Raw genomic sequence first — 22694 nt, 5'->3', positions numbered from 1 at the left:
TAGCGCCGATGGTAGTGTGGCATTCGCCATGCGAGAGTAGGACACTGCCAGGCACCCAACACGAGAAACCCCGCTCATCTGAGTGGGGTTTTTTATTGCCTGAAATTCGTCTTATCTCACCCCTGATATGCGTTTTTGGATGGAGAGCCTGCACTGCTTTCCACCCTGTTGTTCACTCGGCTCTCTCGTGCCGAAACCCGGCGTCAGCCCTGCAATTAGGGTTGTATCTGCCTCATAACTCGGTAGAGTAAAGGCATCTTGGGTTGGCCCGTACTCTCTCATGCTGGTTTCTTTAGTACGGATGCAACTTGGCCTGCTTTTATCAACCTTACGTCAGTGGTATCGATATGGAACAAGTAAACAAGTCCACCTTCAGCGATGTACTGGAATATGTGCGTATGTCCCGTCGTCAGAACAAACTCAAGCGTGAAATTGCGGACAACGAGAAGAAGGTCCGTGACAACCAGAAGCGGGTGCTGCTGCTCGACAACCTGAGCGATTACATCAAACCGGGTATGAGCATCGATGAGGTGCAAGCCATCATCGCCAACATGCGGGCTGATTATGAAGAGCGTGTGGACGACTACATCATCAAGAATGCCGAGCTGTCCAAAGAGCGTAAAGAGCTGAGCACCAAGCTCAAGGCGATGAGTTCCAGCAAATAAGCCTGCTCACTGTCATCTCAAAACACCGGCCATAGGCCGGTGTTTTGCTTTCTGTCATCAGCTCGGATCTCTCACTGCGCTGCAACAATCGGCTCCCCTTTTTATGATCGCCCTGTTACCATCACTACAAAGCGGTCAATAGTTTTCAAGCCATTGACTTGAAACGACTAAGCTTGAGTGAAACACAATAAATTGCGCAACCATGGTGGGGCTGATATGGGCGCATCAGAACAGACGGATTTGAACAAAGTGGCATCTCAGGATTCATCTGTCCCAAGCGCGGACGGCAAGTACAAGCGCAAGCGTCGTTCCTGGTGGCGCTGGTTGTTCTGCTTTTTCTTTTTGCTGTGCCTGGCTGCGGTGATTGCTCTGGTCGGTTATGAGATGCAGACCTCCCGCCTGCAATCGCAGGAGATCTCCCGCTATGCGGCCAAGCTGACCTATCAGGTCGAACCGGGCCCTAGCAAGCAGATTGCCTTCCCCGAAGACGGTCCCTTCGACAAGCGGCTCGGCTATGTGCTGCTGCCCATGATGCAGGAGCGCTTGCTGCAACGGGGTTATCAGGTCAGCGAGCAGGTACATTTCTCCGACGCCTTGTATGACTACGCCAGTCGCGGCTTTTTCGTGCCTTATACCGAGAAGGTGCAAGCCGGCCTGACTCTACACGACTGCCGGGCTGAACCCTTCTATCAATTCAAGTATCCGACCCACTATTACCCGGATTTCGCTTCCATCCCGCCGCTGGTGATCCAGTCGCTCCTGTTCATCGAGAACCGCGACCTGCTCAGCAATGAGCAGCCGCTGGCCAACCCGGCCGTGGATTGGCCCCGTTTTGCCAAGGCGGCCATGTCGCAGGTCGGCAAGGCGCTCGATATGCAGGATCAATCGGCCGGCGGCAGTACGCTGGCGACTCAGGTCGAGAAGTATCGCCATTCGCCGGATGGCTTGACACTGTCACCCACCGAGAAGATCCGCCAGATGGCCTCCGCCAGTGTGCGGGCCTACCGGTTGGGGCCCAAGACGCTGGAGGCGCGCAAGCTGGTTGCCTGGGCCTATCTCAACTCGGTACCGCTCTCTGCAGCGCCTGGCTATGGGGAGGTGCACGGCCTGGGGGATGGTCTCTGGGTATGGTTTGGCGCCAATGTGGACGAGGTAAACCGGCTGCTGGATCCTGCGCGCAACCAAGATGCCTCGTTGGCGGAGCAGGGCTTGGCGCTGCGCCAGGTGGTCTCGCTGATGATTGCCCATCGCCGACCCTCCTACTATCTGGCGCAGGGGCGTGATGCACTGGCGACCCTGACCGATAGCTATCTGCGGCTGTTCGTACAGGAGGGGATGATCACGCCGCCGCTGATGGAGGCCGCGCTGAAGGCCAAGATCTCGTTCCGTGATTTCCTGCAGTCTCCGGCGGTGACCAAGGTCAACAACAACAAGGGCCTGCAAGTTGCTCGTACCCGTCTCAGCCGTCAGCTCGGGGTGCAGCTCTACGATCTGGACCGGCTCGATCTGACGGCCGATACCAGCCTCAACATGCCGCTGCAAAACGAGGTCTCTCGCTACCTGCAGCAGCTGGCCGATCCGACGTTTGCAGCCCAGGTCGGGCTGTTTGGTGAGCGCCTGCTCTCGCCGGAGAAGACCGGAGACGTGAAGTACAGCTTCACGCTGTTCGAAAAATCCCCGCAGGGCTTCAAGGTGCGGGTGCAGACCGACAACACGGATCAGCCGTTCGACATCAACGAGGGCAGCAAGCTGGAGTTGGGGTCAACCGCCAAGCTGCGGGTGCTGACCACCTATCTGGAGATCGTCTCCGAGCTGCATGACAACTACGCGGACATGTCGGCTGAGAGCCTGCGCAAGATAGAGGTATCGGAGCAGGACAACATCAGCCGCTGGGCCGTCTCCTACCTGATGACCGCCAAGGACAAGAGTCTGCCACCCATGCTGGAGGCGGCGCTCGATCGCAAATACTCCGCCAGCCCGAACGAGGGATTCTTCACCGGCGGCGGCATGCACACCTTCAACAACTTCCGACGTGAGGACAATGGCCGCATCCCGGCCATTCGCGACGCGCTGCGCGAGTCCATCAACCTGCCCTTCGTGCGGCTGATGCGCGATATAGTGCGCTACAGCCTGTATCGGGAGGGCAACCGTGCCCAGCTGCTCAAGGATGACAAGGATCCACGCCGTACCGAGTATCTGGCCAAGTTTGCGGATAAAGAGGGGCAGACCTATCTGCTGCGCTTCTGGCGCAAGTACCGTGGCAAGACTGCGGATGAACAGCTCGATACCTTCCTGGATGGTCTCAAGCCCAGCGCCGTGCGCCTGGCAGCCGTACACCGCTACCTGATGCCGGATGCGTCGCAGGAGACGTTCGCTGCCTTCTTGGCGAAGCGCCTGCCGCGGGAGAAGCTGAGCGATCGTCGTATCGAGCAGCTCTATACCAGCTATGGTCCCGGCAAGTATTCACTGCCGGATCAAGGCTATATCGCCCGGGTGCACCCGCTGGAGCTGTGGCTGCTCTCCTATCTCAAGGAGTTTGACAAGGCGACCTTCGCCGATGCCGTCGAGGCGAGCCGGGACGAGCGGCAGGAGGTCTACAGCTGGCTGTTCAAGACCCGCCACCGCAGCGCCCGCGACAGCCGGATCCGCACCATGCTGGAGGTCGAGGCCTTCCTCGATATCCATCAACGCTGGGCCAGACTGGGCTACCCGTTCGATCATCTGGTGCCGTCGCTGGCAACGGCCCTGGGCAGCTCGGGCGACCGCCCTGCTGCGCTGGCCGAGCTGATGGGGATCATCCAGAACGGCGGCATTCGTGCGCCGACCCTGCGCATCGAGCATTTGTCGTTTGCCAAGGGCACGCCGTTCGAAACCGAGTTCCAACCGGCGCAGACCGAGGGGACCCGGGTGCTGCCGGTCGAGGTGGCCACCGCGCTGCGCAACGCGCTGTCGAAGGTGGTGGAAGGTGGCACGGCCAGACGCATTGCCGGTGCCTTCGCCCTGCCGGACGGTACCGTGCTGCAGATGGGGGGAAAGACGGGGACGGGCGACAACCGGATTGAAACGGTCGGCCGCTACGGCAACGTGACCAGCTCGCTGGCTCGCAACCGGACCGCCACCTTCGTCTTCTATCTGGGAGAGGATCACTTCGGCACCCTGACGGCCTATGTGCCGGGCAGCCAGTCCGACAAGTTCCGCTTCACCTCGGCCCTGCCGGTGCAGGTGCTCAAGGGGATGGCCCCGCTGCTGATGCCGTATCTGCAGCCAGGCACTCATACCCAGTGCATGGCGGGCAGCTGACAGCTGCAGCGACACGAAAACGGGGCCATATCGGCCCCGTTTTATTTGTACTGCTCATCGCCGGTCGGCGAAGGTGAGTCATCACTTACAGCAGATCTTCGATCTCGCCGCGTAGATACTGGTACATCTCGCGATAGGCCACCGGCGGCTTGTTCAGCTCCCGCTCCTTGTTGGCGGTGCGGATCAGCTGGCGCAGCTTCTGGCGGTCCAGTTCGTGGAACTGGGACATCAGCTCGTTGAGGGCGCTGTCGCCTTCATTGATCAGTCGCTCACGCCACTGCTCAAGCCGGTGCAGGCGGGCATTCACGGTGGAATGGCGATTCTTGATGATGGAGAGCGCCTCGACGATGGGCTCCACATCGCGGCTGCGCATCAGCCGGCCGATGAACTGCAGGTGGCGACGGAAAGACTCGTCTTTCTTCGGCTTGAGCTTGCGGCCCAGCTCGACCGCTTCGGCCAGCTCTTCATCCAGCGGGATCTTCTCCAGCTCGCTGTGGCTGAGGGAGACGATCTCTTCCCCCATCTTCTGCAAGGCTTCGGCATCGCGCTTGAGCTGGCTTTTGCTGGGGCCCCAGTCTTCCCACTCGTTGTCGTCTTGATATTGACTCATCGGTCTCTTGATTCCTGTCATTCACGTTTGGTGGATATGTTACCAGCTTCTCCCGCTGGGCGCAGGGGTCTGATATGCTTAGCCCCTTTCCTTCCTTCATACAGATGTGAGTTATGGATCAGCAAGACCAAATCCGCCAGGATCAAGCCCATCTTGAAGCCGTAGTTGCCGAAGCCCTGGAGATTGCCAAGGGACTGGGCGCCGGGCTTGCCGAAGTCTCCATCAGCAAGCAGACCGGGTTGTCGGTGAACACCCGGGGTTGTGAACTGGAAAGCATCGAATTCAACAAGGACGGAGCGCTCGGCATCGCCGTCTATCGCGATGGCTGCAAAGGTTCCTCCTCCACCACGGATCTGAGCCCGTCGGCCATTCGTGCCGCCGTCGAAGCGGCCATGGAGATTGCCCGCCACACCTCGCCGGATGCTTGCGCCGGTCTGGCTGATGCCGAGCTGCTGGCCTGGGACGCCCCGGATCTGCAACTGTGTCATCCGATCGAGCTGGATCCGCTGCGAGGCATCGAACTGGCCATCGAGTGTGAACGACTGGCGCTGGGCCGCGATGCCCGCATCAAGCACTCCGACGGTGCCGGTTTCTCCAGTCACCTCGGCATCAAGGTGTATGGCAACAGCCATGGCTTCGTCAAAGGCTACGCGGCATCGCGCAACTCTCTGAGCTGCGTGCTGATCGGCGAGCAGGACGGCGACATGCAGCGCGATTACGGCTACTCCTCCAGTCGTACCCTGGACGGGCTCTGGAGCCCGCAGCGGATCGCCGACGAGGCGGTGGAGCGCACCCTCTCTCGCCTGGGAGCCCGCAAGATCAGCACTCGCCACGCTCCCGTGCTGTTCCATCCCGATACGGCGGCCGGTCTGTGGGGTCATCTGGTGATGGCCATCAGCGGTGGCAATCTCTACCGCAAGTCGAGCTTTCTGCTGGACAAGCTGGGCAAGCAGATCCTGCCTGAGTGGCTCACCATCCAGGAGTTTCCCCACCTGCTGGGGGGGCTCGCCAGTACCCCGTTCGATGGCGAAGGCGTGCTGACCCGCGACATGGACATAGTGCGTAATGGCGAGCTGATGAGTTGGCTGCTTACCTCCTACTCCGCCCGCAAGCTGGGGCTCACCACCACGGGCCACGCCGGCGGTATCCACAACTGGCAGGTCTCCAGCACCGGTCAAGATTTCAATGGCATGCTCAAGGAGATGGGCACCGGCCTGCTGGTGACCGAACTGATGGGGCAGGGGGTCAACATCGTCAATGGCGACTACTCCCGCGGCGCTGCCGGTTTCTGGGTGGAGAACGGCGAGATAGCCTACCCGGTCGAGGAGATCACCATCGCCGGCAATCTGGCCGAGATGTTCAGCCATATCGTGGCGGTGGGCAGCGACGAAGATGAGCGCTCCAGCCTCAAGACCGGCTCGGTGCTGGTCGAGAGCATGAAGCTGGCCGGCCACTGATCCCGGCATCAGCGGATTGCAGCCATGAAAAAGGCCCCTCGCAGTGCGAGGGGCCTTTTTGTATCGGCGTGCTCAGGGACGGCAATCAGCCCTTGATGCGCTCGATGCGGCCGCCAAGGCCTTGCAGCTTGTGCTCGATGTCTTCGTAGCCACGGTCGATGTGGTAGATGCGATCGACGATGGTGGAGCCTTCGGCGACGAAGCCGGCCAGCACCAGACTGGCGGAGGCGCGCAGGTCGGTCGCCATCACCTGGGCACCCTTGAGCTGCTGGGTGTCGCGGCAGATGGCCACATTGCCCTGCAGTTCGATGTCGGCGCCCATCCGTACCAGCTCGGGTACGTGCATGAAGCGGTTCTCGAAGATGGTCTCGGTGACCATGCCGGTGCCCTTGGCCACCGCGTTCAGCACGGTGAACTGGGCCTGCATGTCGGTCGGGAAGGCCGGGTAGGGGGCGGTCTTGATGGTGACCGGCTTGAGGGTACGACCGGTCATGTCGAGGGTGATCCAGTCTTCACCCTTCTCAATCAGGGCGCCAGCCTCTTCCAGCTTGACCAGTACCGCTTCCAGCAGGGTCGGATCGGTCTTGCGGCAGGTGATCTTGCCGCCGGTGACCGCTGCGCCCACCAGGAAGGTACCGGTTTCGATACGGTCTGGCTGGACGCTGTAGCTGCCGCCATGCAGACGCTCGACACCGTCGATGGTCAGGGTGTCGGTGCCCGCACCCTGGATCTTGGCGCCCAGGGCATTGAGGAAGTTGGCCAGATCGACCACTTCCGGCTCGCGCGCGGCGTTCTCGATCACGGTGCGGCCGTCAGCCAGGGTGGCGGCCATCATCAGGTTCTCGGTACCGGTGACGGAGACCATGTCCATCAGGATGTGGGCACCCTTCAGGCGGCCGTCGACACGGGCCTTGATGTAACCATCCTCGATGGCAATCTTGGCACCCATCAGCTCCAGGCCGTGCACGTGCAGATTGACCGGACGGGCACCGATGGCGCAGCCACCGGGCAGGGAGACGTCAGCCGCGCCAAAGCGGGCGGCCAGCGGGCCCAGTGCCAGGATGGAGGCGCGCATGGTTTTCACCAGCTCGTAGGGGGCGACATGGTTGTTCACCGCGCCGGTCAGCACGGTGACGTTGCCGTTCACCTTGGTGGTGGCGCCCAGCATCTCCAGCAGCTTGATGGTGGTGCCCACGTCTTTCAGGCGCGGCACGTTGGAGAGGTGGATCTCCTCATCACACAGCAGGGTGGCGAACAGGATCGGCAGAGCGGCGTTCTTGGCGCCAGAGATGGTCACTTCGCCGTTGAGAGTACAACGACCATCGATCTTGAATTTGTCCATTTACGTTTGATACCAAATCAGGAGGGCAGTAGGAATTTACGTTCGCGTTTCCACTCGGCATCGGTAAAAGCCTTGATGGAGAGTGCGTGAATGGCGTTGCTGGCGATCTTGTCCATCAGCGGGGCATAGATGGCCTGTTGCTTCTTGACCCGGCTCATGCCGTCAAACATGTCGCCGACGGCGATCACTTGGTAGTGACTGCCGTCCCCTTTGACATGGACTTCGGACAATGGCAGAGCCTCAAGGAGTATCGCTTCAATTTCAGAGACTTGCATTATGCGTCCTCAGTTGTGAGCGGGGTTGACTGAAACAATCCGGCCACCCCGTACAGGTTGGCCAGGGTATAAAAATCAGTGGAGGCGCCCACCAGTTGCGGAGTGGCGCCTCGTGCCAGAGCGGCTTTGGCCCATTTGACCAGCAGGGCAAGCCCTGCCGAATCCAGGGTGGTGACGTCGCTAAGCTCGATCTGGTCTTCCTGCCACCAGTCGGCTCGCTGTTGCCATAACTCAACGACCTGGGCCGCCTGCAGCTCGCCGCTCAGTCTCATGACTTGAGCACCAGCGGCTTGGCATTGTGGGCGCGCAGCTGGGCGATCACCGCATCGATGCCGTTCTGGCGGATGAGGCCACCCAGCTCGTTCTGCTTGGCAGAGAGCAGGCTGATCCCTTCGGCGACCATGTCGAAGGCTTTCCATTCACCGGTCTTGTTGTTCTTGCGCAGCTTGAACTCGAGGAAGATGTCCGGCTTGCCGGCCTCTTTCACGCTGACGTTGACTGCGGTGATGTTGCTGTCACCGGCGGCCTTGCCCGGCTCGACCTTGACGGTCTGCTTGTCGAAATGGGCCAGGGCGTCGGCGTAGGAGCTCACCATGTACTCGGTGAACACCTCGACGAAGGCGTCACGCTGGGCCGGGGTGGTCTGCTTGATCTGGTTGCCGAGCACCTTGTAGGCGGCGAAGCGGTTGTCCACGTAGGGCAGCAGCTCTTCGCGGATGATCACCCGCAGGTGATCCGGATTGCTCTTCACCTGGGCCTGATCGGCCTTCAGGCGGGCGAAGGTCTGCTTGGCCGCCTGATCCACCAGGGCATAGGGGTCGGTGGCATCGGTGGCTTGCGCGGTCAGGGAAAACAGCATGCTGGTCATCAGGCCCAGCAGCAGGGCGATCTTCTTGAACATGGTTACTCCTTACTTGCTGTCTGATTTGGTGTCGGAAGACTGGCTGTAGAGGAACTTGCCAATCAGGTCTTCCAGCACAATGGCGGATTTGGTGTCTTCAATCATGTCGCCATCCTTGAGCATGCTGGTGCCCATCTCCTCATCGGTAAAGCCGGGCATCAGGCCTATGTACTGCTCGCCGAGCAGCCCCGAAGTCAGGATGGAGAGGGTACTGGTCTCGGAGAACTCACCGGCGCTCTTTTGCATCTGCAGAGAGACGATTGGCACCTGGCTCTTGGCGTCCAGAGTGATGTCGCTGACCCGACCGACCACCACGCCGCCCACCTTGACCGGTGAGCGTACTTTCAGGCCGCCGATATTATCGAAATGGGCGCGCAGGGTATAGGTTTCTCCTTCCGGTTTGAAACTCAAACCTGCCACTTGCAGTGCCAACGCCAGAATGGCACCGATGCCGGCCAGCATGAAAGCGCCAACCAGGAATTCTACTTTGCTGAACTTCATCTTTACCTTATCCAAACATGACTGCGGTGAGTATAAAATCCAGGCCGAGCACGGCCAGGGAGGAGTGGACCACGGTACGGGTCGTGGCCTGACTGATCCCGGCCGAGGTCGGCTTGGCATCATAACCGTTAAATAGCGCAATCCAGGTAACCACCAGAGCAAAGATCAGGCTCTTGATGGCGCCCTGCATGATGTCATCCTGCCAGTCGACGGAGGCCTGCATGGCGGACCAGAAGCTGCCTTCATCCACCCCCAGCCAGTCCACACCGACCAGCTTGCCGCCGAAGATGCCGATCAGGCTGAACATGAAGGCCAGCAGCGGCATGCTGATGACCCCGGCCCAGAAGCGCGGCGCGACGACCCGGCGCAACGGATCCACTGCCATCATCTCCAGACTGGAGAGCTGTTCGGTGGCCTTCATCAGGCCGATCTCGGCGGTGAGGGCCGAGCCGGCGCGGCCGGCAAACAGCAGCGCGGTCACCACGGGGCCCAGCTCCCGCAGCAGGGAGAGGGAGACCAGCGGCCCCAGACTCTGCTCGGCACCGAAGTCCTTCAGTACGTTGTAACCCTGCAACGAGAGCACCATGCCGATGAACAGGCCCGACACCAGAATGATGGCGACCGACTGCACCCCGACCACATACAACTGCTGCACCAGCAGCGGGAAGTGCTTGCGCGGCGCGGGTTTGCCCGCCAACGCGTGAAACAACATGATGGTGGCGCGGCCGATGGCGCTGATGAATCGCACCCCGCTTCGCCCCAGTTTGCTTACCTGGCTTGTCAACATCAGAGATCCTGTAGCAGGTCGCCTGCCGGAAAATGAAACGGAACAGGACCGTCGGGCAATCCTTTCAGGAACTGCTCGACCTCGGGATTGTGCTCCTCGCGCAGCTGGGCCGGCGTGCCGTGCGCCACCACCTTGCGGTTGGCGATGATATAGGCGTAGTCGGCAATGCTCAGCACCTCTTTCACGTCGTGGGTGACGATGACGGAGGTGATACCGAGGGCATCGTTCATATCCTTGATGAGCTTCACCAGCACCGCCATGGTGATGGGATCCTGGCCGACGAACGGCTCGTCATACATGATGAGGTCCGGATCCAGCGCGATGGAACGGGCCAGCGCCGCGCGCCGGGCCATGCCGCCGGAGAGCTCGGACGGCATCAGTCTTGCCGCGCCGCGCAGGCCCACCGCCTGCAGCTTCATCATGACGATGGTGTGGATCAGCTCCTCGGGCAGGCCGGAGTGCTCACGCAGCGGGAAGGCCACGTTGTCGTACACCGTCATACCGGTAAACAGGGCGCCGCTCTGGAACAGCATGCTCATCCGCTTGCGCACCTCGTACAGGCGCGAGCGGGAGAGAGTGGGGATATCTTCCCCGTCAAACAGGATATGACCGGATTCGGGCTTGAGCTGGCCGCCGATCAACCGCAGCAAGGTGGTCTTGCCGATGCCGCTGGGGCCCATGACCGCAGTGACCTTGCCACGGGGAATGGTCAGGTTTATCCCGTCGTATAACAGCCGATCTCCGTGACTGAAGGTCAGGTCGGAGATGGTGATCAGGTCATCGTTCAAACAATTGTCCATCCGGTGTAAATGAAGAGCGAATTTTATGGGCTAGTCTAGGTCTAAGCAACAGCAAGGAACAACTATTGAACAGCCTGCCTGTCCAGACGCGCGACAGTTTTTTGTAACCAATTGTCTCTCTTTTCAGGTCGGGAAGTATCCGATTCGCTTATCTCGACAGACTTTTTTATAATCCCGCAGCAAATTTCAGCCCGGAGCTGTGCCTTTATGTCTGTAAAGTCTGAAAAAGTGTCTGAACTGTTCGATTTTCGTCGCAGCGCTCGTACCGTGCTGGACATCGAGAAACAAGCGATTGATGGACTCTACCAGTACCTGAACGATGCCTTCGATCAGGCCTGCGAGATGATACTGCGCTGCAGTGGCAAGATAGTGGTCACCGGCATGGGCAAGTCAGGTCATGTCGGAAGCAAGATTGCGGCCACCCTGGCCAGCACCGGCACTCCCGCCTTCTTCCTCCATCCGGGTGAAGCCAGCCACGGCGATCTGGGGATGATTTCCGGCGGTGATCTCATCATCGCCATCTCCAACTCCGGCGAGAGCGACGAGATCCTGGCCCTGTTGCCGGTGCTCAAGCGCCGCGGCATCCCGCTCATCTGCATGACCGGCAACCCGGCCTCCACCATGGCGAAAGAAGCCAACGTGCACCTGTGCATCAAGGTAGAGAAAGAAGCCTGCCCGCTGGGGCTGGCACCCACATCCAGTACCACCGCGACCCTGGTGATGGGTGATGCACTGGCGGTGGCCCTGCTGGAAGCCCGCGGCTTTACCGCCGACGATTTTGCCCTCTCTCATCCAGGCGGTTCCCTTGGCAAGCGACTGCTGCTGCGGGTCGGCGATCTGATGCACAGCGGTGAGCTGTTGCCCCAGGTGGGGATAGATGCCACCATCAGCCAAGCACTGCTGGAAGTGAGCCGCAAGGGGCTCGGCATGACGGCCGTGGCCGATGCCGATGGCCGTCTGGCCGGCCTGTTCACCGACGGCGACTTGCGCCGCATTCTGGACCTGCAGGTGGATATCCACCACACCCCGATCAGCCGCGTGATGACGGTCAACTGTGTTACCGTGGGACCGGAGATGATGGCAGCCGAGGCCGTCAAACTGATGGAAACCAGAAAGATCAACGGATTACTGGTTGTGGATGGCGACAAGCGCCCGCTGGGTGCCTTCAACATGCATGACCTGCTGAAAGCCGGAGTAATTTGATGCAAAACGTACCGACCCTCTATGGTCCGGTGACGCGCAGCCAGTTTGAGAAGGCGGCGCAGATCCGCCTGCTGGTGTGCGATGTGGACGGGGTGCTCTCCAACGGCCTCATCTACATGGGAAATGACGGCGAAGAGCTGAAGACCTTCTGTACCCGCGACGGTGCTGGCATGCGCGCGCTGCTCAACGCCGGGATCGAGATTGCCATCATCACCGGGCGCAACTCCCGCATCGTCAGCGATCGGATGAAGAGCTTGGGGGTGCAGCACCTGGTACAGGGAGCGGATCAGAAGCTGCCCCACTTCGAGGTACTGCTGGCCAAACTGGCACTGACCCCCGAGCAGGCGGCCTACATCGGCGATGACACCATCGATCTGCCGGTGATGCAGGCCTGTGGTCTCGGCATCGCCGTAGCCGATGCCCATCCGCTGGTGCTGGCGCGGGCCGACATGGTGACCCGGCTGGCCGGCGGTGTGGGCGCGGTGCGCGAGGTGTGCGATCTCATTTTGCAGGCCCAGGGGCTGGGTGACTATCAGCCAGAGGCCTCGGTATGAGCAGACAGACCCTGTTGTTCGCCCTGCTGTTCCTGGTTGCGCTGGCCGCCTGGCAGCTCGGCGACATCGAACTGGCGCCGGAGCCGACCACCAAGGTGGAGAATTATCAGCCGGACTTTACCGCCAAGAATCTGGTGACGACCCGCTTCGATGTCGAGGGGCGTCGCACCGAGCGGCTGGAGTCCCGCTACGCGGAGTACTACCAGATCCTCGAGCAGGCCACCTTTGACAAGCCTGTGGTCTACATGTTCGACAAGCAGGGCGAGGCCGAGTGGAAGGTCACTGCCGATACCGGCGTGCTCAACACCGATGACAACGTGATCCTGCGGGACAAGGTGCATCTGGACGGCTTGCTGCCCACCTCTTTCATCTCCACGCTGGATACCCCCTATCTGGAGCTGGATCTGGTGACCCAGAACGTGAGAAGCAATCAGCAGGTCAGCATAGTGGGTAAGGATTTCCAGACCGAGGGCGTTGGCCTGAAGGGTCATCTGGAACGCAAATATTTTGAATTACTGGATCAGGGCCATGCCATCTATTTCAATGAAAAACGCTAATCTGGCCCTCGCGGCCCTGCTGCTGTGCGGCACCGTAAGCGCCAAAGAGTCCGACTTTGCCGAGAAGGTCTATGTGGATGCGGTCAAGCAGGTGGCCGAGATGCAGGATAACCGCATCACCTTCGAGCAGGATGTGACCATCACTCAGGGCACCATCAAGATCAAGGCGGACAAGGTGGTGGTGATTCGCTCCGGTGAGAAGGGTGCCGAGGTGATGACGGCTTATGGCAAACCTGCCACCTTCTTCCAGATCCTGGACAACGGCAAGCCGGTCAATGCCCATGGCAACAGCATCCGTTATGAGCTGAAGAACCGTCTGGTGACCATCACCGGCAACGGTCAGCTCAAGCAGGAAGACAGTCAGGTCAATGGCGACCTGATCCGTTACGACATCGTCAAACAGAAGATGATTGCCGAGAGCAAGACCCCGAACCAGCGGGTCAAGACGGTGTTCCTGCCGGATCAGGTAGAGAATTTCGACAAGCCGGCCGATCAGAAGAAGCAGGGAAAATAAACCATGGCAGTGTTGAAAGCAGCCGGCCTGCAAAAAAGTTACAAGCGCCGCATGGTAGTGAGCGATGTGAGCCTGGAAGTGGGTACCGGCCAGATCGTCGGGCTGTTAGGTCCGAACGGCGCCGGCAAGACCACCTCCTTCTACATGATCGTGGGGCTGGTGCAGAGCGATGCCGGCCTTATCACCATCGATGATCAGGACATCAGCCTGCAGCCCATGCATATCCGTGCCCGCAACGGTATCGGCTATCTGCCGCAGGAGGCCTCCATCTTCCGTCGCCTGTCGGTGTTCGACAACCTGATGGGGGTCATGCAGACCCGCAAGGGGCTGAGTCGCGAAGAGCGGGAGGACAAGGTCCAGCAACTGCTGGAAGAGTTCAACATCACCCATATCCGTGACAGCCTGGGGCAGAGCCTGTCGGGCGGGGAGCGGCGCCGGGTCGAGATCGCCCGGGCACTGGCTGCCGAGCCGCGTTTTATCCTGCTGGATGAACCCTTTGCCGGGGTCGACCCCATTTCTGTGATAGACATCAAGAAGATCATCCAGCATCTCAAAGATAGAGGCCTGGGCGTCTTGATCACCGACCACAACGTCAGAGAGACTCTGGACGTATGTGAGAAGGCCTATATCGTCAGCCACGGCAAGATGATTGCCGAAGGTGCACCGGCCGACATACTGGCCGATGAACAGGTCAAGCGCGTCTATTTGGGCGATCAATTCAGTCTATAGTAAGGGGGCATCTCTTCATTTCCTGTGACGACTGCCTCGCTGAACATAAGGATATCCCGACGTAGATGAAGCCGACATTACAGTTGCGTCTCGGCCAGTCCCTGACCATGACGCCGCAATTACAACAAGCGATTCGTCTGCTCCAGCTCTCCACTCTGGAACTCCAGCAGGAAATTCAGCAAGCGCTCGACAACAACCCCTTGCTGGAGCAAGAGGAAAATGATGTGCAGGAGACCAGCCCGGAAGAGCCGGTCGATGCCAGCCAACTTGACTCCAGCGATGCCATGTCTCAGGACAACATGCCGGACGAACTGCCGGTAGATACCACCTGGGAAGAGGTCTACTCGGCCGGCACGGCCCAGAGCGCGGGCCCCATCCACGACGGTGAAGACAGCATCTATCAGGGCGAAACCACCGAAAACCTGCAGGATTATCTGTTGTGGCAGATGCGCCTGACGCCGTTCAGCGACGTGGATGCCGCCATTGCCCTCGCCATCATCGATGCCATCGACGAATCCGGTTACCTGACGGTGTCGCTGGAAGATATCCAGACTGCGGTAAGCAGCGAGGATGTCGAGGTGGAGCTCGATGAAGTGGAGGCGGTGCTCAAGCGGGTGCAGCACTTCGATCCGGTCGGCATCGCCGCCCGCTCGGTGCAGGAGTGTCTGCTGATCCAGCTCGGTCAATACTCCCCGGACCTGCCCTGGCTGAACGAGGCCAAGGAGGTGATCCTCGAGCACATGGATTTGCTCGGCAATCGCGACTACCGCACCCTGGCGCGCAAGACCCGGCTCAAGGAGAGCGACCTCAAGGAGGTGCTGGACTTGATCCAGCAGCTGGAGCCGAGACCCGGCAACGGCGTCATCCAGAGCGAATCCCAGTACGTGATCCCGGATGTTTCCGTGGTCAAGAAGGGCAACAAGTGGGTGGTCGAGCTCAATCCGGACTCGGCCCCGCGCATCCGGGTCAACGAGACCTATGCCGCCATGGCCCGTCAGGCGCGCACCAGCCAGGATACCCAGTTCATCCGTTCCCACCTGCAGGAAGCCAAGTGGTTCATCAAGAGCCTGGAGAGCCGCAACGACACCCTGCTCAAGGTGGCCAGCTGTATCGTCGAGCAGCAGCAGGGCTTTTTCGAATACGGTGAAGAGGCCATGAAACCCATGGTGCTCAACGACATCGCCGAAGCGGTGGAGATGCATGAGTCGACCATCTCGCGGGTCACGACCCAGAAGTACATGCATACGCCGCGCGGCATCTTCGAACTGAAGTTTTTTTTCTCCAGTCATGTCAACACGGAGGGAGGAGGAGAGTGCTCATCGACCGCAATTCGCGCGCTCATCAAGAAGCTGGTGACGGCGGAGAATCCCGCCAAGCCGCTAAGTGATAGCAAGATCGCGGATTTGCTGGCCGAACAGGGTATTATGGTGGCGAGACGCACGATCGCAAAGTACCGTGAATCCTTGTTGATCCCGCCATCCAATCAGCGCAAACGCCTGGTTTAGGCAAAACAAAAGGAAGACGTTATGCAAATTAACCTGACCGGACACCATGTCGAGATCACCGAAGCTCTGCGTGATTATGTGAACAACAAATTTGCCAAACTCGAGCGTCACTTTGACCACATCAACAATGTTCATGTGGTGTTGAGCGTAGAAAAACTGAACCAGATCGCCGAAGCCAAGCTGCATGTCAGCGGGGGTGAGGTGTTCGCCAATTCGCAGCATGCCGACATGTACGCTGCGATTGATACCCTGCTGGACAAGCTGGATCGGCAGATCATCAAGCACAAAGATAAGTTAAATCAAAAATAACCATGCAACTTGAACACATACTGAGTCGGGACTGCACCAAAAGTGCGGTCCCTTGTACCAGCAAGAAACGCGCCCTGGAGATCATCAGCGAGTTAGCCGCTGAGCGTCTGGGGACCTCTCGTCAGGTGCTCTTCGAGTGCCTGCTGGCGCGAGAAAAAATGGGCAGTACCGGGATCGGTGCCGGTATCGCCATTCCCCACGGCCGGATCGGCGACGAGTTTCCGCCGACCGCCATCCTGATGACCTTCGCAGAGCCGATCCCCTTCGATTCCATCGACAATCAACCGGTTGACCTGCTGTTCGCCCTGCTGGTGCCGGAAAGCGAGTGCAAGCAGCACCTCAAGACCCTTTCCCTGATGGCATCCAAACTGGGCGACAAGGCGGTATGCCGCCAGTTGCGCCAGGCAACCAGCGACGAAGAACTCTATCAGATCATGACATCGGCCTGAGATGCAGGCCCTTGCAATGACGCCAAGCGGTGAGGGAACAAGATGCAATTAATAGTGGTGAGTGGGCGCTCCGGCTCGGGCAAGACAGTTGCCCTGCGTGTGCTGGAGGATCTCGGTTATTACTGCGTGGATAACCTGCCGGTCAACCTGCTGCCCCAGCTGATCGTCTCGGTCGAGAGCCAGTATGACAAGCTGGCGGTCAGCATCGACGTGCGCAACCTGCCGGCGAGCCCGGACAAGCTGGAAACCCTGCTGGCCCAGGTTCGCAACGAGGGGCGGGTGGAGTTCTCGAGCTTCTTCTTCGATGCGGAAAACTCCACCCTGCTCAAGCGCTACGGCGAGAGCCGCCGGCTGCACCCCTTGTCACGCAATCAGTTGTCGCTGGACGAGGCGATTCGGGAAGAGACCCACCTGCTGGCGCCGCTCTCCTCGACGGCTGACCTGCGAATCGATACCACCAACCTCAGCATTCACGACCTGAGCGAGCTCATCAAGACCCGGGTGCTCGGCAAGAAGGAGAACGAGCTGGTGCTGGTGTTCGAGTCGTTCGGCTTCAAGTACGGCATTCCCAAGGATGCCGACTTCGTGTTCGACGCCCGCTTCCTGCCCAATCCGCACTGGATCCCCGAGCTCAAACCCTTCACCGGCAAGGATGAGCCGGTGGCCCGCTATCTCTCCAGCCAGCCCGACGTGATGCAGTTCATCCTGCAGATCGAGAACATGCTGGCGACCTGGTTGCCCCATCTGGAGCGCAACAATCGCAGCTATGTGACGGTCGGCATCGGTTGTACCGGTGGCCAGCACAGATCGGTGTTCATTGCCGAGCAACTGGCCGGCGCCTTCCGCCTGCTGGGCAAGAACGTCCAGATCCGCCACCGCACCCTCGACAAGAGTGCACCGCAATTTTGATGGACCAATAGGAAGATCAGATGACCGTCTCAGCCTCGGTGGAAGTGAAAAACAAACTGGGCATGCATGCCAGACCGGCCATGATGCTGTTCGAGCTGGTGCAGGGGTTCGATGCCCACGTGTTGCTGCGCAACGAAGAGGGAGTGGAGGCCGACGCGGACAGCGTGATCGGCCTGTTGATGCTGGACTCCGCCCAAGGCAAGCAGGTGGAAGTCCAGGTGGAGGGGCCCGAGGAAGTGGAGGCCCTGGCCGCCGTGGTGGCGCTGTTCACCTCGGGCTTCAACGAGGAGTAACGCGCCTCGGCATGCTCAAGGTGCGCTGCGTGCCAGCGTCTTGAAGGCGGCAAAATCCCGACAAGCCAGCAGACTCCTGCTGGCTTTTTCGTTCATCAGCGCCAGGAACAGGTCGTAGAGCCCCATCGCCTCTTCGTAGTCGGCCTTGGCGATGGCCAGCACGAAGACGAGGGTGGCGCTCTCGCCGTTGCCCCAGTCGATCCCCTGCGGGGCCAGCACGGTATAGACCAGAGTGCGGCGCGCCAGCAGGCCGAGGGAGTGGGGCAGGGCGATGCCGTCCCCCAGCATGGTGGAGACGATCCGCTCCCGCTCCTGCAACGATCCCCGAAAGCCGCTTTCCACCAGATCCTCAGCCTCCAGCTGGCTGCAGATGCGATCAAACAGCGCCGCCTGGCTGAGCGGTTCGGTGACCACCATGAAGTGGTCGGCATCGAAGTACTTGTCGAGCAGGTAGGGGCGGGTGCGATCGACCAGCACCAGCTTGCCGAGCTGCTCCAGCTGGTACTGGGTCGGGAAGGGGGCGACCTGCACCACGGGCACGTTCTTCTCGCCGGCCTTGACGGTGCTGATGACGAAATCCTGCTCGATCCGCGCCAGCCCTTCGTAATCCCGCACCGACTCCAGCATGGTCAGCTGCAACTGGGGATACTCCCGCTTGATGCGGGCCTCCAGCACCCGGAAGGTGGCGTTGCCCGCATCGCATAGCAGCAGCGCCTGAGGGCGGCGGGTGTAACCGATGTCGTAGTGACGTTCCAGTCCGACACCGATGTGGATCACCAGATAGCCTATCTCGTGGTGGGTCAGCCTGTAAGGGGTCTGCCTGATCCACTCCGAGATGGCCGCCAGCGTGATGTCGTAGGCGAGGGGGTAGTACTGCTTGATGTGGTCTGCCAGTGGATTGTGGCTGCCAATTTGATATTTGACCCGCAGCAGCATGGCGCTGATATGGGTCTGCAGGTCGGCCCGCAGTTGCAGATCACCGCGCAGGTCATAGGGGTAGTGCTGGTGGATGTAGGCCAGCAGATGTTCCACCAGCTGCTCACTCTCGGCCGCCATGGCCGGGCTGAGCTGGGGGGCATCGGCGGTGAGGCGGGCCTGGATCTGGATGGCGAGGCAGGCTATCTCCTCCTCCCCCGGTGGGGTCAGGGTCGGCAGCTCGCCATAGATGTCGCGGGCAACCGCCAACAGCGGCGCCGTGAGATCTTCGCTGGTGAATTGGCGCAGCTCGTGGCCGGCCGCCTGGCGCAGCAGGGCGACGGCGCAGTAGATGGCGAGCTGCTGCAGGCTCTCATCGGCCAGGCGCAGCTGATGACGGCCGAGCTGCTCGTGGATGTGATTGCCCACTACCTCCAGCGTCTTGCTGGGACAGAGGTTGGGCAGCAGGCTCTGCAGCGGGTTGCTGTGCAGCAGCTCCTGATAGAGCAGTTGAGTGAGGCAGGCGCGGATGGCCGTCTCGCCCCCCTGGATCCGCATCCCCTGCCTGGGTTTGCTGTCGATGGCGAGTCCGAAGTGGGCGAGCCGCTCCCGTACTTCCGCCATGTCCCCCTGCAGTGCCGCCCGGCTCAGATACCAGGTGTCCGCCAGCTCGTCGAGTTTGATCCCCTGCTCCGCCGTCAGCAGCAGGATCTGCAGGTGCAGCACTCGCTCGCGGCTGGTACGAGGCAGTCCGCTCTCCTGTTCCTGGGCCGCCAGCAGCGCCGCGAACAGCTCCTGATTGTAGATCTTGAGCTGATAGCCGCTGCCGCGCTGGTGGATCAGGTGGGCGCCCCGGGTGGCGATGAGCTCGTTCAGGGTCGCCACGTCGGTGCGCACGGTGCGGGTGGAGACACTGAGGCGGCGGGCCAGCTCCTCCTGCGGTAGCGGCTCGGCGTGGAGCAGGGTGAGCAGTTGATGGAGTCTGGGGTGGGGCAGCTTGATCATGAGGGGGGAACGGACTCCTGTCGCGGAATGAACAATCGATGTTAACAAGCGGGTCATTAACAAGCCAGGCACCGGTCAGTGATCGGACCGGTGCCTGAAGGCCGTCAGGCCAGCAGCCGCTTCACCGTGGCCAGCAGGGTACGCACGTCTTCGGGACGAGTCTGACCGCTCGCGCTGTCGATGATGGAGCTGTAGATGTGGGGGATCACCTTCTCGACCCCGGCATCCAGTGCAATCCGCACTATCTCCTCGAAGTTGTCCAGATCGATGCCGCCGGTGGGCTCCAGCCAGAAGCCGTGGCGAGCACAGGCCTCGGCCACCGCCTGATACTCGGCGCGGCAGGTGAGCCCGCCCATGGGGAAGAACTTGACCGAGCTGCCGCCCATGTCCTTGAGCAGGGCGATGGCGGTGTCGATGGGAGCGATGCCGTCGGGCTGCTGGCTACTCAGGGGGCCGGTGGAGATCTTCACCATCCCCGGGGTACCGGTGGGAGAAACAAGGCCATTGACGAGGGTGTCAGACTGGCCGAGCAGTGCCCGGCTGGCGCCGACCCCGGTGAACACCTGGTTGACGTGCTGGGGCTGCAGCTGGCGAGCCAGCTCGGCCACCATGGCAGACTGGCGCGGATCGCCGGCTCCCAGCCCGATGGAGAGGGCGTTGTCGATAAGCTTGGCGTAGGCCTGCATGTCAGCGACGGCGGAGGGCACATCCGGGTAGTTCTTGGAGAGCACACCGACCAGCACGTGGCCCTCGGCGGCCTCATAAATGTCGACGGCATTCTGTCGGGAGCCAGCCAGCACGTTGAGGCAGACCCGATCGCGGTAGTAATTGGGAGTCAAAGACATCAGTTGTTCTCCTGAACGAGGTGGGCAATGGCGGAGTGGATTTGGTCGAGCTGGGGCACGGTGACGCTGCGCACGTCTATCTCGATATGCCCCTCGTTGGCCTTGTAGCCACGGCAGTAGATGGCAGGTGTGCCCTGCTGCAGACGGGCGACGACCTGCACTGTGGTCATGCCGATCTGCTGGTGGTCGAAGGCGATGTCGGTGCGGGCAATATCGCGCCCCGCGCTGTCCCACACCACCCGGGCCTCGACGCCGGGCAACTGGTTGAGGCGCTCGATGAAGGGGGTCATCTTGGCGACCATGGCGGCGCCGCTCTCCTTCTCTTTGAGCAGGTAGCGCTCAATGGCGTGGGTGAGGCCGAGGATCCCCTCCTTGCCCACCTTCATGGCACGGCCGATGCCGTTGGCCTGCTGCTTGACCCACTCCACATACTGGCGCTTGCCGAGTACCAGCCCGCTGGTGGGCCCTTCGATGGCCTTGGCGCCGCTGTAGATGACCAGATCCGCCCCCAGGTTGTAGTAGAGACGCAGATCTTCCTCGGCCGCGGCATCGACGATGAGCGGGAGCCCGTGGGCCTTGGCCACCTCGGCTGCCTCTGCCACCGACAGAATGCTCTTCTGCACGCAGTGGTGGGACTTGATGTAGAGGATGGCAGCTGTGCTGGCATTGATGGCGGCGGCCAGCTGGGCAGCAGAGCACTCGTTGGCGTAGCCGGCCTCCACCACCTTGCCGCCCCCCAGGTTGACCATGGTACCGACCGGGGCGCCGAAGTTGACGTTGTGCCCCTTGGGCAGCACGATTTCGCTCGGCACATGGTGGGCATGGGCGTGCAACTGCTCGAGGCGGTAGGGGTCGCCGCGCACTATCACGGCGGCCACCGACTGGGCGATGCCGGCGCTGGCGCAAGAGACCACCACCGCATCTTCCACGTCCAGCAAGCCCGCCAGATAGGCGCCGGTCTTGTTGACCAGATCCTTCACCTCGAAGTAGTGGCCGAGGCCGAAGTTGACTGCATCGATCACCTCCTGCTCGGGGGTGGAGACGCCGAGAATGGTCATGCGCCCGGAGGCGTTGATCACCGGTTTGAGCTGATATTTCTCATACACAGAAGGCATGGTGTGATTTCCCATAGTGAGTCAGAACCAGTTCGCCACCAACCAGGGCGGCGAGGGGCAGCAACTGCCGATCGCCATTGCGGGCGCCGGCTTCGGTATCGGTAAAGAGGGTTGGGCCGCTGCTCACCTCGAACAGGGTCAGATCGGCAGCGGCGCCCACCTCGAGTCGCCCCTTGCCGGGCAGGCGCAGGGCATCGGCGGCATGGTGGGTGACACAGGCGAGCACCTGCTCCAGGGTCATGCCGATGGCGAGAAACTTCGACATCACGTGGGCCAGGCTGTAGACCGGCCCCTTGATGCGGTTCTTGCAGTAGATGTCGGAGCTGATGGTGCGGGGCAGGATCCCCTGCCGGATAGCCAGCTCCGCCACCTCGAAGCTGAAGCTGGCGCCGCCGTGACCGATGTCGAGCAAGAGGCCCCGCTGCATCGCCTCGCGCACCGCCTGGCGCAGTTCGCCGGCCGGGGTCAGGATGCGGTTGGGCTTGCCGTTGAAGCAGTGGGTCAGCAGATCGCCATCCCCCAACAGGGCGACGATCTCGTCCAGATCCGGCGGCGTGTTGCCCACGTGTACCATCAGCGGCAGCCGGCCGTGGGCCTGTTGCAGCGCCTTGGCCATGCGCAGCGGCTGCAGGCCGTTCTCACCTACCACGCTGCCGCTCATCCGCGCCTTGATGCCGACGATGAAGCCGGGGTGGCGAGCAATGGCCGCCGAGGCGAGATCCATGTCGAGGTCCCGGCTGTCGGCCAGCTCGTTCTGGCGCAGCAGGCCGATGCGGGAGATGTTGAGCAGGGCGTGCACCCGGGTCTTGCAGCCGGCGGCGAGACGCTGGAAGTCATCCACGTCGTCGGCCCCGGTGCTGCCGGCATCGATGACGGTGGTGACACCGGACTCCACGCCCACCTTGTCCGGCTCATCGTGATAGATGGGGGAGGCGGGGTAGCAGTGGGTGTGGCCGTCGATCCAGCCGGCGCTCACATGCACCCGGCCGCCGAGATCCAGGATCTGCCGCGCCGCTGCCGTCTCCGGCAGAGTGCCGATGGCGGCTATCCTGCCCTGCTGGATGGCGATATCGATGAGCTGGCCATCTCCCTGGCGCCCCGCTCTGATGATCATGTCGTACATGCTAGATGGCCTCTCGAGCGCCGCCCCGCAG

25 protein-coding genes are annotated in these 22694 nt (G+C 61.1%); 13 read left to right on the top strand and 12 right to left on the bottom strand.

The features are described 5' to 3' along the window. The first annotated feature begins 347 nt into the window (after nucleotides 1-347). Nucleotides 348-665 carry a PTS system regulator TmaR gene (gene tmaR, locus OKC44_RS19155; protein ID WP_270814584.1) on the top strand — a complete coding sequence of 106 codons (318 nt, stop codon included), beginning with the start codon at nucleotides 348-350 and terminating at the stop codon, nucleotides 663-665. A 216-nt stretch (nucleotides 666-881) separates the two neighbouring features. After that, the gene (locus tag OKC44_RS19150) at nucleotides 882-3965 is read left to right on the top strand and encodes a transglycosylase domain-containing protein (RefSeq protein WP_011707626.1); all 3084 of its coding nucleotides are present in this window, start codon (nucleotides 882-884) and stop codon (nucleotides 3963-3965) included. Nucleotides 3966-4050: 85 nt separating this feature from the next. Here the strand turns inward: OKC44_RS19150 and yjgA are convergent, their stop codons facing one another. Continuing rightward, on the bottom strand, nucleotides 4051-4575 hold the full coding sequence (gene yjgA, locus OKC44_RS19145; protein WP_010635921.1) for a ribosome biogenesis factor YjgA: 525 nt from the start codon (nucleotides 4573-4575) through the stop codon (nucleotides 4051-4053). A gap of 113 nt (nucleotides 4576-4688) precedes the next feature. On the opposite strand from yjgA, the gene pmbA reads away from it, so the two are divergent. Beyond that, complete coding sequence (gene pmbA, locus OKC44_RS19140; protein ID WP_201975759.1) at nucleotides 4689-6032, top strand: metalloprotease PmbA; 1344 nt, start codon at nucleotides 4689-4691, stop codon at nucleotides 6030-6032. Between the two features lie 85 nt (nucleotides 6033-6117). Here the strand turns inward: pmbA and murA are convergent, their stop codons facing one another. The 7 genes from murA to mlaF are packed head-to-tail and all read right to left on the bottom strand — an operon-like array spanning nucleotide 6118 to nucleotide 10638. After that, nucleotides 6118-7374, bottom strand: coding sequence for a UDP-N-acetylglucosamine 1-carboxyvinyltransferase (murA, locus tag OKC44_RS19135; RefSeq protein ID WP_011707623.1), 1257 nt, complete (start codon nucleotides 7372-7374; stop codon nucleotides 6118-6120). A 17-nt stretch (nucleotides 7375-7391) separates the two neighbouring features. Then, entirely contained in the window at nucleotides 7392-7649 is a 258-nt protein-coding gene (gene ibaG / locus OKC44_RS19130) for a BolA family iron metabolism protein IbaG (RefSeq protein ID WP_005306001.1), read from the bottom strand. Continuing rightward, complete coding sequence (locus tag OKC44_RS19125) at nucleotides 7649-7921, bottom strand: STAS domain-containing protein (protein WP_139390771.1); 273 nt, start codon at nucleotides 7919-7921, stop codon at nucleotides 7649-7651. The genes ibaG and OKC44_RS19125 overlap by 1 nt, the downstream gene beginning before the upstream one ends. Next, nucleotides 7918-8550: a phospholipid-binding protein MlaC gene (gene mlaC, locus OKC44_RS19120; RefSeq protein WP_017409367.1), complete on the bottom strand. Its 633-nt coding sequence runs from the start codon at nucleotides 8548-8550 to the stop codon at nucleotides 7918-7920. Before mlaC ends, OKC44_RS19125 begins: the two co-directional genes overlap by 4 nt. A gap of 9 nt (nucleotides 8551-8559) precedes the next feature. Then, nucleotides 8560-9051, bottom strand: a complete 492-nt coding sequence (mlaD, locus tag OKC44_RS19115; protein WP_011707620.1) for an outer membrane lipid asymmetry maintenance protein MlaD — start codon at nucleotides 9049-9051, stop codon at nucleotides 8560-8562. Between the two features lie 7 nt (nucleotides 9052-9058). Further along, nucleotides 9059-9838 carry a lipid asymmetry maintenance ABC transporter permease subunit MlaE gene (gene mlaE / locus OKC44_RS19110; protein ID WP_011707619.1) on the bottom strand — a complete coding sequence of 260 codons (780 nt, stop codon included), beginning with the start codon at nucleotides 9836-9838 and terminating at the stop codon, nucleotides 9059-9061. Next, the gene (mlaF, locus tag OKC44_RS19105; RefSeq protein WP_011707618.1) at nucleotides 9838-10638 is read right to left on the bottom strand and encodes a phospholipid ABC transporter ATP-binding protein MlaF; all 801 of its coding nucleotides are present in this window, start codon (nucleotides 10636-10638) and stop codon (nucleotides 9838-9840) included. Before mlaF ends, mlaE begins: the two co-directional genes overlap by 1 nt. Nucleotides 10639-10845: 207 nt before the next feature. Between mlaF and OKC44_RS19100 the strand changes: the two genes are divergently transcribed. From OKC44_RS19100 to npr, 10 genes are all read left to right on the top strand, one after another. Next, a complete protein-coding gene (locus tag OKC44_RS19100; RefSeq protein ID WP_017409369.1) occupies nucleotides 10846-11841 on the top strand; it encodes a KpsF/GutQ family sugar-phosphate isomerase in 996 nt (331 codons plus the stop codon). Next, nucleotides 11841-12395, top strand: a complete 555-nt coding sequence (kdsC, locus tag OKC44_RS19095) for a 3-deoxy-manno-octulosonate-8-phosphatase KdsC (RefSeq protein WP_254202010.1) — start codon at nucleotides 11841-11843, stop codon at nucleotides 12393-12395. Before OKC44_RS19100 ends, kdsC begins: the two co-directional genes overlap by 1 nt. Beyond that, complete coding sequence (gene lptC / locus OKC44_RS19090; protein ID WP_011707615.1) at nucleotides 12392-12952, top strand: LPS export ABC transporter periplasmic protein LptC; 561 nt, start codon at nucleotides 12392-12394, stop codon at nucleotides 12950-12952. The genes kdsC and lptC overlap by 4 nt, the downstream gene beginning before the upstream one ends. Next, nucleotides 12939-13466 (top strand): lipopolysaccharide transport periplasmic protein LptA, encoded by a 528-nt coding sequence (gene lptA / locus OKC44_RS19085; RefSeq protein WP_016352198.1) that lies wholly within the window; start codon nucleotides 12939-12941, stop codon nucleotides 13464-13466. The genes lptC and lptA overlap by 14 nt, the downstream gene beginning before the upstream one ends. Before the next feature lie 3 nt (nucleotides 13467-13469). After that, on the top strand, nucleotides 13470-14195 hold the full coding sequence (gene lptB, locus OKC44_RS19080; RefSeq protein ID WP_011707613.1) for an LPS export ABC transporter ATP-binding protein: 726 nt from the start codon (nucleotides 13470-13472) through the stop codon (nucleotides 14193-14195). A gap of 65 nt (nucleotides 14196-14260) precedes the next feature. Further along, nucleotides 14261-15700: an RNA polymerase factor sigma-54 gene (locus tag OKC44_RS19075; protein WP_011707612.1), complete on the top strand. Its 1440-nt coding sequence runs from the start codon at nucleotides 14261-14263 to the stop codon at nucleotides 15698-15700. A 21-nt stretch (nucleotides 15701-15721) separates the two neighbouring features. Continuing rightward, entirely contained in the window at nucleotides 15722-16009 is a 288-nt protein-coding gene (hpf, locus tag OKC44_RS19070) for a ribosome hibernation promoting factor (RefSeq protein ID WP_005305957.1), read from the top strand. Nucleotides 16010-16011: 2 nt separating this feature from the next. Continuing rightward, on the top strand, nucleotides 16012-16458 hold the full coding sequence (ptsN, locus tag OKC44_RS19065) for a PTS IIA-like nitrogen regulatory protein PtsN (RefSeq protein ID WP_005305951.1): 447 nt from the start codon (nucleotides 16012-16014) through the stop codon (nucleotides 16456-16458). A gap of 42 nt (nucleotides 16459-16500) precedes the next feature. Beyond that, entirely contained in the window at nucleotides 16501-17367 is an 867-nt protein-coding gene (gene rapZ, locus OKC44_RS19060) for an RNase adapter RapZ (RefSeq protein ID WP_011707611.1), read from the top strand. Between the two features lie 20 nt (nucleotides 17368-17387). Beyond that, nucleotides 17388-17660, top strand: a complete 273-nt coding sequence (gene npr / locus OKC44_RS19055; RefSeq protein ID WP_005305943.1) for a PTS phosphocarrier protein NPr — start codon at nucleotides 17388-17390, stop codon at nucleotides 17658-17660. A gap of 15 nt (nucleotides 17661-17675) precedes the next feature. Here npr and OKC44_RS19050 read toward each other — a convergent pair whose 3' ends face one another. The 4 genes from OKC44_RS19050 to OKC44_RS19035 all read right to left on the bottom strand — a co-directional run bounded on the left by OKC44_RS19050 (nucleotide 17676) and on the right by OKC44_RS19035 (nucleotide 22663). Further along, nucleotides 17676-19580 carry a BglG family transcription antiterminator gene (locus OKC44_RS19050; protein WP_270814580.1) on the bottom strand — a complete coding sequence of 635 codons (1905 nt, stop codon included), beginning with the start codon at nucleotides 19578-19580 and terminating at the stop codon, nucleotides 17676-17678. Between the two features lie 104 nt (nucleotides 19581-19684). Continuing rightward, nucleotides 19685-20425, bottom strand: coding sequence for a 2-dehydro-3-deoxy-phosphogluconate aldolase (gene dagF / locus OKC44_RS19045; protein WP_270814579.1), 741 nt, complete (start codon nucleotides 20423-20425; stop codon nucleotides 19685-19687). Continuing rightward, the gene (locus tag OKC44_RS19040) at nucleotides 20425-21540 is read right to left on the bottom strand and encodes a DgaE family pyridoxal phosphate-dependent ammonia lyase (RefSeq protein WP_113994833.1); all 1116 of its coding nucleotides are present in this window, start codon (nucleotides 21538-21540) and stop codon (nucleotides 20425-20427) included. The genes dagF and OKC44_RS19040 overlap by 1 nt, the downstream gene beginning before the upstream one ends. Beyond that, nucleotides 21524-22663, bottom strand: a complete 1140-nt coding sequence (locus tag OKC44_RS19035; protein WP_270814578.1) for an amidohydrolase/deacetylase family metallohydrolase — start codon at nucleotides 22661-22663, stop codon at nucleotides 21524-21526. The genes OKC44_RS19040 and OKC44_RS19035 overlap by 17 nt, the downstream gene beginning before the upstream one ends. Nucleotides 22664-22694: the final 31 nt, after the last annotated feature.

This window comes from Aeromonas sp. S41-2 (assembly GCF_027705845.1).
Taxonomy (GTDB): Bacteria; Pseudomonadota; Gammaproteobacteria; order Enterobacterales; family Aeromonadaceae; genus Aeromonas; species Aeromonas hydrophila.
Note: the sequence above shows the minus strand (reverse complement) of the source record. Positions and strands in the feature narration are given on the sequence as shown.